This is a genomic window from Actinomycetota bacterium, from assembly GCA_014360645.1.
Lineage (GTDB): Bacteria > Actinomycetota > Geothermincolia > Geothermincolales > RBG-13-55-18 > Solincola_B.
In genome coordinates, this window is the sequence record JACIXD010000002.1 from 218,070 (window position 1) to 230,133 (window position 12,064).

Annotated in this window: 9 protein-coding genes; all 9 read right to left on the reverse strand. The window is 66.0% G+C overall.

Annotated elements, in window-relative coordinates; all coding sequences use genetic code 11:
- Positions 1 to 73: 73 nt before the first annotated feature.
- The 9 genes from H5T74_02465 to H5T74_02505 all read right to left on the reverse strand — a co-directional run bounded on the left by H5T74_02465 (position 74) and on the right by H5T74_02505 (position 12,050).
- Entirely contained in the window at positions 74 to 1,192 is a 1,119-nt protein-coding gene (locus H5T74_02465; protein ID MBC7229241.1) for a saccharopine dehydrogenase NADP-binding domain-containing protein, read from the reverse strand.
- A gap of 232 nt (positions 1,193 to 1,424) precedes the next feature.
- Positions 1,425 to 2,033, reverse strand: a complete 609-nt coding sequence (locus H5T74_02470) for a TetR/AcrR family transcriptional regulator (protein ID MBC7229242.1) — start codon at positions 2,031 to 2,033, stop codon at positions 1,425 to 1,427.
- Positions 2,034 to 2,448: 415 nt separating this feature from the next.
- Positions 2,449 to 4,965 carry a S8 family serine peptidase gene (locus tag H5T74_02475; protein MBC7229243.1) on the reverse strand — a complete coding sequence of 839 codons (2,517 nt, stop codon included), beginning with the start codon at positions 4,963 to 4,965 and terminating at the stop codon, positions 2,449 to 2,451.
- An 813-nt stretch (positions 4,966 to 5,778) separates the two neighbouring features.
- Positions 5,779 to 6,915 (reverse strand): acyl-CoA dehydrogenase family protein, encoded by a 1,137-nt coding sequence (locus tag H5T74_02480; GenBank protein MBC7229244.1) that lies wholly within the window; start codon positions 6,913 to 6,915, stop codon positions 5,779 to 5,781.
- A 143-nt stretch (positions 6,916 to 7,058) separates the two neighbouring features.
- Positions 7,059 to 8,249, reverse strand: a complete 1,191-nt coding sequence (locus H5T74_02485) for an acetyl-CoA C-acetyltransferase (GenBank protein ID MBC7229245.1) — start codon at positions 8,247 to 8,249, stop codon at positions 7,059 to 7,061.
- A gap of 201 nt (positions 8,250 to 8,450) precedes the next feature.
- Positions 8,451 to 9,608 (reverse strand): acyl-CoA dehydrogenase family protein, encoded by a 1,158-nt coding sequence (locus tag H5T74_02490; protein MBC7229246.1) that lies wholly within the window; start codon positions 9,606 to 9,608, stop codon positions 8,451 to 8,453.
- Positions 9,609 to 9,874: 266 nt separating this feature from the next.
- On the reverse strand, positions 9,875 to 10,348 hold the full coding sequence (locus H5T74_02495; GenBank protein ID MBC7229247.1) for a Zn-ribbon domain-containing OB-fold protein: 474 nt from the start codon (positions 10,346 to 10,348) through the stop codon (positions 9,875 to 9,877).
- Positions 10,349 to 10,352: 4 nt separating this feature from the next.
- A complete protein-coding gene (locus tag H5T74_02500; protein MBC7229248.1) occupies positions 10,353 to 10,874 on the reverse strand; it encodes a Zn-ribbon domain-containing OB-fold protein in 522 nt (173 codons plus the stop codon).
- A 12-nt stretch (positions 10,875 to 10,886) separates the two neighbouring features.
- A complete protein-coding gene (locus H5T74_02505) occupies positions 10,887 to 12,050 on the reverse strand; it encodes a thiolase domain-containing protein (protein MBC7229249.1) in 1,164 nt (387 codons plus the stop codon).
- Between the last annotated feature and the right edge of the window lie 14 nt (positions 12,051 to 12,064).

Below are 12,064 nucleotides of genomic sequence, written 5' to 3' on the forward strand. Positions count from 1 at the left end.
TAAAGGGACGCTGGAAGGGGCTTTCCGGTGAGGAAAGCCCCTTTTTCCATGGCCTGCTCCATTCCGCGACGCGCTATAGGGCGAGGGCCCTGGCCATTTCATCGCCCTCGTAGAGACGGACTCCCCCCTCCGCCAGTCGCTTGAGGAACTCCCGCGGGGGCAGGCAGGCCTCCGGGGCAAGGGCGCCCTTCTCCGTCACCAGCCCCTCGCCGACCATCTGCACGGCGATGGAGGTGGGAAGGCAGGTGAGCATGTCCATGTGGGCGGCGGCGCCGTATGCCAGGTGCACCCATTTGCCGTCCTTCCTGCCGGTGATGTCGGTGCGGCAAGCGGAGCAGGTTTCCGGAGGCCTGCCGATGTTCTCCACGTAGGGAAGGAGCTTGTTGAAAAACCCTCCCACCACCTCCTTCTTGCGCTCGGTGTCGGTGAGGCCCATGGCCACGATGGCGTTGCACATCATCACCAGGAACTTGTCGGTGAGCCCACCCTTGAGGGTGACCGTCCGGCAGTTGATGAAGCGCGGGATGGTCACCGGCTCGGGGTGCCCGGCGTGGAAGCAGTCCACCGCCCCCACCGTGGGCGGGAAGGTTATGCGCTCCAGCCCCGATCCCGCCTTGATGTGCTGTATCCGGCCGTCGATGTAGGAGGGGATCATACCCGTGACCGCGTGCAGGTAATGCAGGGTCACCGCCTTGCCGGCGGTGTCCGCGGGGTCGCAGGCCCAGGAGGTGGCGATCTCCTCCACCTCGTCGAGCTGGTCCGCTCCCAGCCGCGCGAAGACGTTGGTTATTCCCGGGGTCCAGCCCACGCCGGTGATGGCGGTGACTCCCGCCTTCTTCGCCGCCTCGTCCAGGTCCATGAAGTCGGCGGCCGCGTCGTAGTCGTCGCAGATACTCACGTAGTTCACGCCCGCCTCGATGCATGCGCTCGCCACCTTCTTCTCGTACTTGTAGAAGGGGCCGATGGTGCCCATGGCCACGTCGAAGCCGCGCACCGTCTCCACCATCTGGGCGTGGTCGTTGGCGTCCACCTTGACCGCCCGGCACTTGGGCCCCAGCTCCCGGGCAAGTGCCTTCGCCTCCTCGAGGTTGTAGTCCGCGATGAGCAACTCCTCGACGCTGTCCTTCGAGGCCAGGTCCCTGACCCCGAAGCGTCCCATCATGCCTGCGCCTCCCAGTGCCACTACCTTCATCACGCATCTCTCCTTTCATCTCGCGGCCCCGTTCCCGCCCCCCGGCGGCGGGGCGACCTCGCCGATCCCCGTGGGCCCCGTACACGGCTCGCGGCCTCTCCTCCAGGTATCCGCCCGCCTCCCCGGTCAAGGATGGGTTCGTCCGCCCGTCTCGGGCCACCCCGGGATCTTCCTCCGCCCGCGCTCCACGCCTGCGGCATCCGCTTACGAGATCGAGGTCTCCTCGGCGCCGTCACGCTTTCCCCAGGCTCGCGAATACCATGCCCATGGTCTCGCGCAGCGCCTCGCGCATGGAGAACTCTTCCTCGTTCTCCAGCCACTCCAGCTCCAGGCCCTCGGCCACCCCCAGGAGGATGAAGGCCATCCGTCCCGGATCCACCTCCTTGAACTCTCCCTTCTCGATGCCCTCAGCGATGAGGCTCTCCAGGGCCTTGCGCATGCGCAGGTAGTAGCTGGTGACCTTCTCCCGGTATTCCTCGCTGAAGATGTAGCCTCGGTCCACCCTGAACTTCCAGAGCAGGCGCAGGTAGTCCGTCTCGCGGTAATAGAGCTCCGTCACCTTTTCCACCAGGGCAGCGAAGCGCCCGGCCACGGGTCCATGGGAGTCCCTGGCCTCCTCGATGAGGGCGAGGAAATCTCCCAGCATGTCGGAGACCAGCGAGTAGGCGAGGTCCTCCTTGGACCTCCAGTACCAGTAGATGGTGCCTTTTCCCAGCTCCGCGGCCTCCGCGATCTGGGTGATGGTGGTGTTGTGGAAACCTTGCTCGGAGAAGAGGCGCAGGGCCGCCTCCTTGATCTGTCTCTCCCTCAGCTCCTTGACGGGGTTCTCGCGCCTGGCCACGGCCTTGATCCCTTTCCCCTGGCAATATCGACCGACCATCCGGTCGATATTCTAAGTCCGGGGACGCAAATTGTCAAGCCACGTGATAGGAAAGAGACCATCCTTTGATGTAGGGCCGGCTTCGCGTGGGGCCGCCCGGCACCGACACCGGGCCGGAACGGGGCGCACGCCGGCCCGCGGATCGCAGCCATGACCGGACCGTACGTGGGAGGGCGGAACCCAGCACTTGGGAGGTGCATGGACGCGAGTCAGCCCATGCCACCGGAGAGAGCCGTACCCGCCGTTGCCCGTTTCGGACTCACGGGACATACTTTGAGCCATGGTCTTTCTGTATGGCGACCTTGTCCCCCAGCGACGCAGACGGATGCGGGCATCACGATGATACCGCGAGCTATGGATGCGGGATATGGAACATTCAGGAGCTGCCGCCGTCGATGCCTTCGCCGTAGCGGAAATAGAAGGCGCCCTCCACCACCAGGCGCTCGCCGCCGGCGGCGGTGACCTCGGCGCTGACCCCCTCTCCCGCCAGGAGGTCGTTCTCGAGCACGGAGAGGCGGGCGCGGGGCGCGAGGGCGTATTCGCGGGTCACCTCCCTCCCGCTCTCCCCCATCAGCACCACACGCACCACCACGCCCTTATCCTCGAGGTTGGACACCAGGACCCAGCTCTCGAAGCCGGGGCCCGTGTATCCCTCCGGAATCAGCCATTGGGAGAAGGACTCCGTAGCCCCCATGGCCGCATGCCCGCCCCCCGCCATGCCGAAAGAGCCGCGGTAGGCGAAATACATGGCTCTCTCGGCCACCACACCCGGATAGTCAGCTCGCACCCTCGCGGAGACCTCCACGTCCCCAAGGCCCGGGATCTCGTCCACATGGAGGGTGGCACGGGAGCGCGGCTGCAGGGAGACCTCCCGCTCCAGGATCACCCCGTCACCGCGCTGAAAGGAGGCAATGGCCGTCACGGGCGATGGAGACGGATTGGCCAGGAGGAGCCAGGTATCGAAGTCTCCTCCCGTGTACCCCTCCGCGAAGTACCATTCCTCCGCGGCAGCGCGCGCTCCCATGGCCGCCGATCCGCCGCTTCTGTCACCCATATCGAAATAGACCGCCCTCTCCGCCACCACGGGGAGATCGCTGGATATGGCGGTGGCCAGCTCCGCTCCCGGCAGCAGGTCGTTGAGCCTGATGGTACGGCGGGTCCCGGGAGCTACCTCCGCGGCGTAGCGCACGCATCCCCCCGGGGTCATGAGGTCCAGGTCGAGGTGTGCCGTCTCCTTCTGCGGGTTGAGCACCAAGATGTAGGTGTCGAAACCTGGCCCGGTGTAGCCCTCGGCGAAATACCATTCCCTGGAAACCCCCGAGGCGCCGGTGGTATGGCCGTCCCTGATGCCGTGGTAGTCGAAATACATGGAGCGCTGCGCGCGCAGCGCGGAGCCTTTGCGGGTCACCAAGCGCGCCGAAACGTCCCCCGCCGGTGCCATGCGGTTGAGGTGCAGGGTCAGGCGGGAACGCGCGGGCACGCTCACCCGGGTGGAGGATATGAGCCCCTCGTTCCCGAAGAGCTCCAGGGTGGCTTCCTCGGGCTCGCCGCCCGGGTTCTCGAGCAGGAGATAGGTGTCGAACCCCAGGCCGGTGTAGCCCTCGGCGAAATATAGGCCGTCGTCGGGACCGTCGCTCTGTTTCGGGCTCAGTCCGAGGGCCCCATCCACCCGCAAGATCCCCCACCCGCTGGCGGCGTCCCAGCCACGCTCGCAGAGGTCCCGCGCGCTTCCGGTGAGGCGCGCTTCCGCCTCCCCGACGTCAAGTCCGGGCTCCCGTGAGAGCATGAGGGCCAGGGTCCCGCTCACCTGGGGCGCGGCCATGGAGGTACCGCTCAAAGAGGCGTAGCGGCCTCCCGTGTAGGTCGCGTATATGGCCACGCCCGGCGCCACCAGGTCCAGCCCCTCTCCGCGGTTGGAGAAGGAGGCCGGGCGGTCCTCGCTGTCCGTCGCCCCCACGCCGAGCACCCCCTCGCAGGCCGCCGGGTAGCTCAGGGAGTCCAGCCCGCCGTTGCCGGCCGCCGCCACCAGCAGGCAACCCCGCGAGCTCGCGTAGTCCACGGCTTCCTGCAGGGCCCGGGAACTGGCTCCGCCGCCCAGGCTGAGGTTGATCACCCGCGCTCCGCGGTCCGCGGCGTAGCGGATCCCGGCCACGATGTCCGAGTAATACCCGTATCCGCTCCCGTCCAGCACCCGCACCGGGAGTATCCTGGCCCTCCAGGCCATCCCGGCCACGCCCTCGCCGTTGTCCCCCGCGGCGGCGATGATGCCCGCCACGTGGGTGCCGTGCCCGTAGGGGTCCGCGGTGTCCTCGTCGTCGTCCACGAAATCGAAGCCGCGCTCCACGCGCCCCCGCAGGTCGGGGTGGGCGGCGTCCACGCCGCTGTCCACCACCGCCACCAGCACCCCCTCGCCGTAGCTGCCGGCATCCCAGGCGGCGGGCGCGGCGGTGCGCGCCAGGTACCACTGCCGCTCGTACTGGGGGTCGTCGGGCAGGTATTCCGCCCTCGCCACCGCATCCTCCTCCACGAAGCGGACGCCCGGCAGGGCGGCCACGGCCCGCTTCGCATCCTCGAGGGACAGGCCTCCCCGCAGCGGGACAGACTGCAGGCCGGGGACGGGCCAGGCGGCGTCCCGCAGGCACTCGTAGAGCCCGGGCGTCTCCTCCAGGACTTTCACGGAGCCCCCGGTCCGGCCTGCGGCGGAGAGGAGCCTCTCCACCCCCGCCTTTCCCTCCTCCCAGGCGACCATGAGGCGGGGCCGCGGCTCCTGTCCCGATGCCGCCGCGGCGTTCATGCCCGTGGAGATGGAGAGCACGGCGGAGACGGCGGCAAAAAAGACAAAGGCCGCCACCATCGCCGGCGCCGTTTTACGCATCCCTTCCGTGACGGCCATGTTATCGCCTCCTATGCCTCCTCGCTCTGGGGTTCGGAGACACGCGGAAATCGCATCATCGGGCGCGGGCGTGATTTCGTGGCCACGCCAGGGGGATAGTGTCCCCACGGGGCTCGGGGAGAGGAGATCGAGGGCGGCCGGGGGTACGCGGATCAGGAGAAGGCCACTCTCGTGAGCAACGAACACAGGAAACGGTGACCGTCGCGGGCCGCACGCCTCCATGCGGACAGGCGCCGGACATGCGTGAGGGAAGACCGGAAAACATGCCTGTCGGTGGATCGGGAAGATGGGAGCGGCCGCATCCCCGCGGGGCAAAGGGTCGGGAGTAGGAGGCGATGTCGCCTCCCGCGTACTGTTCTTCGCGAGGTCAGGCGCGATGGGTAAGCGTTTGCGGTTCAGGGAGAGAGCCGAGGGGCCGCGGTGGGTCAGCGGTCATGACGGGGCGGCCTGGACCTCGGAGCCGACACGGCGGACGGGAAAGGGAGGCGCAAAGCCGCGGCCGGGGCAGGGCACTAATCCAGCAGCTGAGCCCCCATCACGCAGCTCCCGGCAGGGGAGGCGAAAAGCCGGGTCAGGTCGCGGCGCGGCGTAAGATCCCTGCAGGAGAATCAGGGGGTCATCGGATGAAGTGGGTCATCGGATCAGGATGACCGGGAATGCAGGGTTAAGGGCCAGACTGGAGAAGGAGGGGCGCCAAGCCCCTCCTCCGTACTCGGATCTCCATTGGCTCCCCGGACGCATCCGCGGCATCGCCGCGCGGTTCGCCGGGATCCTCGACCGCCGCCGAAAGAAGTCCGCGGCGGCGGCTCCGTCCTAGCTCAGCAGGTGCCTCGCGATGACCACCCGCTGCACCTGGTTGGTGCCCTCGTAGATCTGGGTGATCTTGGCGTCGCGCATCATGCGCTCCAGGGGGTACTCGATCATGTAGCCGTACCCGCCCAGCACCTGCACCGCGTCCACGGTGACCTTCATGGCCACGTCGGAGGCGAAGCATTTGGCCATGGCCGATACCGCCGAGGCCTCGCGCCCCGCCCTCTCCACCAGCGCGGCGGAGTAGTAGACAAGCTGCCGGGCCGCCTCCACCTGCATGGCCATGTCCGCGAGCATGAACTGGATGCCCTGCAGCCTGGCGATGGGCGCCCCGAACTGCACCCTCTCCTTGGCATAGTTCACCGCGTGCTCCAGGGCTCCGGCGGCGATCCCCACTGCCTGCGCCCCGATGGAGGGGCGGGTGCGGTCCAGGGTCATCATGGCGATCTTGAAGCCCTCACCCTCCTTGCCCAGGAGGTTCTCCGCCGGGACCTCCATGTCCGTGAACACCAGCTCGGTGGTCTGGGAGCCGCGGATGCCCATCTTGTGCTCGATCTTGCCCACCTCGAAGCCGGGGAACTCCTTCTCCACGATGAAGGCGGAGATGCCCTTCACGCCCGCGCTCTCGTCCGTCTTGGCGAAGATGGAATAGGTATCCGCGATGCCCCCGTTGGTGATGAAGCACTTCTGCCCGTTCATCACGTAGACGTCGCCCTTGCGCACCGCGCGCGTGGTCATGGCGGCGGCGTCCGATCCCGCGCCGGGCTCGGTGAGGCCGAAGGCGCACTGCTTCTCGCCCCTGGCCAGGGGCGGGATGTACTTCTTGAGCTGCGCGTCGTTGCCGGCGAGCATGATGGGCTGGGAGCCCAGCTTGCACACCCCGAGGATGAGGCTGGTGTTGGTGCACACCTTGGCCAGCTCCTCGATGGCGATGCATACCGTGAGGAGGTCGGCTCCCGCGCCGTCCAGCTCCTCGGGAAAGCACAGGGCCAGCAGGTCGTTGTCGCGCAGGAGCTCGAACATGTCCCAGGGGTATTCCCCGCTGGCGTCTATCTCCGCCGCACGGGGCTCCACCTTCTCTTTGGCCAGCTGGCGCACCGTCTGCTGGAGCATCTTCTGCTCTTCCGTCAGTTCGTACATCTCACCCTCCTAAGACTCTCGGACTCCTCGACCCCCGTCTCGCATTCGGGCCAGGTCCTCAACCCTGGATAATATGGTTTAATTTACCATATTCCTCACGTGAAGGAATGCCTCTCAAGATCCAGGACCTGGCACCTTACCGGTCAACCTACCTTGATGAGCATGCCGTCGCCCTGGCCGCCGCCGCCGCAGATGCCGGCGGCCCCGTAGCCGCCACCCCGCCTGCGCAGCTCATAAGCCAGGGTGGTGACGATGCGGATGCCGCTGACCCCGATGGGGTGGCCGAAGGCGATGGCGCCGCCGTTGACGTTGACGTTCTCCATCTTCTCCGGGTCCAGGCCCAGCATCTGCACCGAGCGCCAGGTCACGCTGGCGAAGGCCTCGTTGATCTCGAAGAGGCTCACGTCCTCCACCTTCAGCCCCGCCTTGTCCAGGGCCTTGAGGATTGCATTGGCGGGATGGGGATGCAGGTCGGCGAACTCACCCGCGCTGCATCCATAGGACACCACCTTGCAAAGAGGCTCCAGGCCCAGCTCCTTCGCCTTCTCCGCGCTCATCACCACCGCCGCGCAGGCACCGTCGTTTATCTGGGAGGCGTTGCCAGCGGTTATGGCCCCCTCCTTGTCGAAGGCGGGCTTGAGCGCAGCCAGCTTCTCCACCGTGGTGTCCGGGCGCACCCCCTCGTCGCGGTCGAAGACCACGGGGTCGCCCTTCTTCTGGGGTATCTCCACCGGCACGATCTCCTCGGTCAGGAGCCCTTTCTCCATGGCCGCGGCGGCTCTCTGGTGGCTGCGCGCTCCCACCAGGTCCATCTGCTCGCGGGTGATGCCGTATTTCGCGGCCCAGATGTCCGAGCCCTTGCCCATGTGCACGTTCTCGAAGGCGTCCCAGAGGCCGTCGTGGATCATGCCGTCCACCAGGGTGCCGTTCCCCATGCGGTATCCCAGGCGAGCCTTGGGGATGAAATAGGGGGCGTTGGTCATGGACTCCTGTCCGCCCACCACCAGCACCTCGGCCTCCCCCGTCTTGACCATCATGTCCGCCATCTCCAGGGCGGACATGGAGGAGATGCACACCTTGTTGACGTTGATGCACCAGACCTCCCTGGGGATGCCGCCCTTCACCGCCGCCTGCCGCGCGGTGATCTGTCCCTGGCCTCCCGTGAGCACCTGGCCCATGATCACGCAGTCCACCGCGGCGGGATCTATCCCCGCCCTCTTCACCGCCTCGGCGATGGCGATGCCGCCGAGCTCCTGGGCGGTGAAGTCCTTGAGCGCACCGGCCAGCCGGCCGAAGGCGGTCCTCGCCGAGCTCACGATCACCGTTTCCTTCATCTCTTCCTCCCTCTGTGCTGTCTTTTTTTCCGCAGTCGATGATCCTGCCGCTTTTCAGAACAACCTGCCGTTCACCTTTTTCTCCATGCGCGGTCCCCCGTGCGTGCCGCCGCCGTACTTATCCAGCGGGGCTCCCCGTGACCGGAGCACCTCATATATCCTTTCTTCCATGCGGCAACCCGCCCGGAAGATACGCGTCATCTACCTCAAGCCCAGCTCCCTGGCTATCACCATGCGCTGCACCTCCGAGGTGCCCTCGCCAATCTCCAGGATCTTGGCGTCGCGGAAGAAGCGGGACACCGGATATTCGTCCATGTAACCGTAGCCGCCGAAGATCTGCACCGCCTGGGTGGTGGCGCGCATGCACATCTCGGAGGCGAAGAGCTTGGCCATGGAAGCCTCCTTGGTGTGGGGCACCCCGGCATCGCGCATGGCCGCCGCCTTATAGGTCAGGGTGCGCGCCAGCTCGATGTCCGTGGCCATGTCCGCGAGCTTGAACTGGATGGCCTGGAAGGAGGCTATGGGGCGCTTGAACTGCACGCGCTCCTTGGCATACCTCACGCTCTCCTCGAAGGCCCCCTGGGCCGTCCCCACCGCCAGGGCGGCGATGGCTATGCGCCCCCCGTCCAGGCAGTCGAGGAACTGCTTGAACCCGTCTCCCCGGTTGCCGATGAGGTTGCCCTCCGGAACCCGGCAGTCCACGAAGTTGAGCTCCCGGGTGTCGGAGGCGTGCCACCCCATCTTTTTATACTTGGGGGAGATGTTGTAGCCGGGCGTCCCCTTGGGGATGAAGATGTTGGAGATCTCCTTCTTGCCGCTGGGGCGCACCCCGGTGACGGCGGTGATGGTGACCACCCCGCTCATCTCCGTGCCGGGGTTGGTGATGAAGCACTTGGTGCCGTTGATCACCCACTCCCCGTTCTTGAGCTCCGCGCGCGTCTGGGTGTTCTGGGCGTCGGAGCCCGCCTCCGGCTCGGTGAGACCGAAGGAGCCCAGGATCTTTCCCTGCGCGAGGGGGACCAGCCATTCCCTCTTCTGCTCCTCGCTGCCGTAGTAATAGAAGGGGCTCGAGCCCAGGGATATGTGGGCCTCCACGGTGATGGCGCAGGAGCCGTCCACGCGGGCCAGCTCCTCCACCGCGATGGCGTAGGCCAGGTAGTCTCCTCCCGCGCCGCCGTACTCCTCCGGCCAGGGTATGCCCAAGATCCCGAGCTCGCCCATCTTGCGCACGATGTCGTAGGGGAACTCGCCCGTCTCCCAGAGGTGGTCCACCTGGGGGCGGATCACCTGCTCGGAAAAGTCCCTGACCGAATTGCGGAACAGTCTCTTTTCCTCGTCCAGCTCGAACAGCAACTCCATCACCTGCCTCGTCTCCAACTCCCTGCCTTACTGCTTGTCTCACCCAGGGCAAAGACCCCGGCGCCGGACGTAGCGTGGTGGCGGCCTCCCGGGCCTCGCGAAGAGGCTCCCGGCGCTTCCGATGGGATTATATAGGAAATCGTCACCCCGTCCAAACCAAGGACAGGCCACGAAAACCCTTCTCTGCGCGCGGCGCGTGCAACCGGAAAAACCGGGGGAGGCGTGCCTCCCCCGGCGGCTGAATCCGGTCTTTCCCGCGCTTTCGCTCACAGCGGCTGAAAGCCCAGGATGTCCTCGATGTGTCCCGTGCGGTCCTTCTTGGCCTTGAGGACGGGCTTTACCCTCATCCCCGCCTCGACCTCCTCCGGCTTCACCCCCGTCAGGTAGTGCATGAAGCGGCAGTCCGTCCCGTCCATGTCTATGAGCGCCAGGATGGCGGGCTCGTCCTTGGGGGTCTCGTCCATGTTCAGGTGCACCACCGTCCATGCGTACACGCTGCCCGTGCCCGGGACCGCAACGGTATCCTGTATGCTCCCCAGGCAGCGCTCACAGAACGAACGCGCCGGCAGATAGGTGACCCCACACTCCTCGCAGCGTGAGGCGAGGAACTGGCCCTTGTCCTTTATGGCCCGGAAGAACTTCTCCAGTCCGAGCCCGTAGGTATAGACGTACTCGACGGGGATCTGTCCCTCGAAATAGGAGAGGTGATCGGTGCGGTTGATCCTTTCCGTGATTCCCATCTTCTCACCCCCTCGCCGGCTTGAAGTAGAGGATGTCGGTTATCGATCCCTCGCGCTCCTCGGGCTTCTTCCACACCGCCCGCACCTTCATCCCTATCTTCACCTTATCCGGCTCGACCTCTCCCAGCACATGCAGTATCCCCATGCCGGGAGAAGCGCCGTCGATCTCTATGACCGCGGGAATGTGTGGCTTCTCTCCCTCCTTGATGCGTGAGGCATCCCAGTTCACGTAACAGATGGAGAAGGTGTTCACCGTCCCGGTATCCCTGACGTACACCCATTCGTCGGTGGGACGCCAGCATAGCTCGCAGAACATGCGCGGGGGGATCATGATGCGTCGGCACTTGTTGCACTTGCGGGCGATGATGCGACCTTCCTTGAGCTCGGTCAGGTAACGGCCGATGGCCACGCCGTTGTCCCAGGCGTACCTGAGGTTGGGCTTCTTGTGCAGGGTCAAGACGGATCCGTCCTTTATCGCCGATTCCTTGAGCGGAGTGGCGCCGAGTTCGAACTTCTCCAGTTCCATTTCGCACCCCCTCTATATCCTCATGACCACCACGGTGCCCACCTGCATGAGGTCCCCCCATGCCTGGGCGAGCCCGCACTTCGGATTCCCCGGGACCTGGCGCTTGCCCGCCTCGCCGCGCAACTGCAGGAAGATCTCGATGATCTTCATGAGGCCGGTGGCGGCAATGGGATTGCCGACTCCCAGAGCCCCTCCCGAGGGGCACATGGGGCGGTCGCCGTCCCTCTGGGTCTTGCCGTCCAGGAGCATCTCCACGGCCTTGCCACGGTCGGCAAGCAGCAGGCCCTCCATGTGGTGCAGCTCCTTGTAGTCGAAGGGGTCGTAGGGCTCGGCGATCTCTATCTCCCGCTGCGGCTCGGTGATGCCCGCCATCTTGTAAGCCATACGCGCCGCCTTTTCCACGTAGCGCGGGTAATAGAGGTCCCTGGTCGCCCAGTATGCCGAGTCAAGATTCCAGCCCACGCCGTCGATCCACACCGGCTTGTCGGTGATGCGCTTGGCGACGTGCTCCGAAGCCAGCACGATGGCCGCCGCGCCGTCGGAGGCCGGACTGATGTCCAGTCGGTTGACCGGCCAGGCCAGGGTCTCGGAGTTCATGACGTCCTCCACGGTTATCTCCATGGGGAGCTGCGCCGCGGGGTGGTCCATGGCGTTCTTCTTGTTCTTGACCGAGACCAGGGCAATCTCCTCCTTGGTGATGCCGTAGGTGGACATGAAGCGGTTCATCTCCAGGGCGAAGATCCAGATCAGGGTGGGGTTGAGAGGTTGTTCCGTGGTGTGGTCGAAGATGGTCTTAAAAGCGCCCTGGGGATGGGGATGGCATGAGCTCATCTTCTCCGAGCAGACCACCAGGCAGGTGTCGAACATGCCCGAGGCCACGTGGTACCAGCCGTGGACGGGGGCGAAGACCCCCGTGCCGCCGCCCACGAACTGGCGCATATAAGGCTTTCTCCATCCACCCGAGCCGTCGCTTAGGTACTCGCCCTTCATGTGTACGCCGTCGAAGGCATCCGGGGCGGTTCCCAGGCTCACGCACTCGATGTCCTTCATGGTCATGCCGCAGGATTCCAGGGCCATCTTGGAGGCCTGGGCTGCGAGCTCCTTTCCGGTCTCCTGGGCGCGGCGCACGAACTTGGTGATCCCGGCGCCCACTATCGCGACTCTCTGGTATGCCATGCCGACTCACCTCC

Bases quoted from the DNA above. Each gene is read 5' to 3' on its own strand.
- H5T74_02465 (MBC7229241.1), bottom strand. From the start codon at position 1,192: ATGAAGGTAGTGGCACTGGGAGGCGCAGGCATGATGGGACGCTTCGGG.
- H5T74_02475 (MBC7229243.1), bottom strand. From the start codon at position 4,965: ATGGCCGTCACGGAAGGGATGCGTAAAACGGCGCCGGCGATGGTGGCG.
- H5T74_02480 (MBC7229244.1), bottom strand. From the start codon at position 6,915: ATGTACGAACTGACGGAAGAGCAGAAGATGCTCCAGCAGACGGTGCGC.
- H5T74_02485 (MBC7229245.1), bottom strand. From the start codon at position 8,249: ATGAAGGAAACGGTGATCGTGAGCTCGGCGAGGACCGCCTTCGGCCGG.
- H5T74_02490 (MBC7229246.1), bottom strand. From the start codon at position 9,608: ATGGAGTTGCTGTTCGAGCTGGACGAGGAAAAGAGACTGTTCCGCAAT.
- H5T74_02495 (MBC7229247.1), bottom strand. From the start codon at position 10,348: ATGGGAATCACGGAAAGGATCAACCGCACCGATCACCTCTCCTATTTC.
- H5T74_02500 (MBC7229248.1), bottom strand. From the start codon at position 10,874: ATGGAACTGGAGAAGTTCGAACTCGGCGCCACTCCGCTCAAGGAATCG.
- H5T74_02505 (MBC7229249.1), bottom strand. From the start codon at position 12,050: ATGGCATACCAGAGAGTCGCGATAGTGGGCGCCGGGATCACCAAGTTC.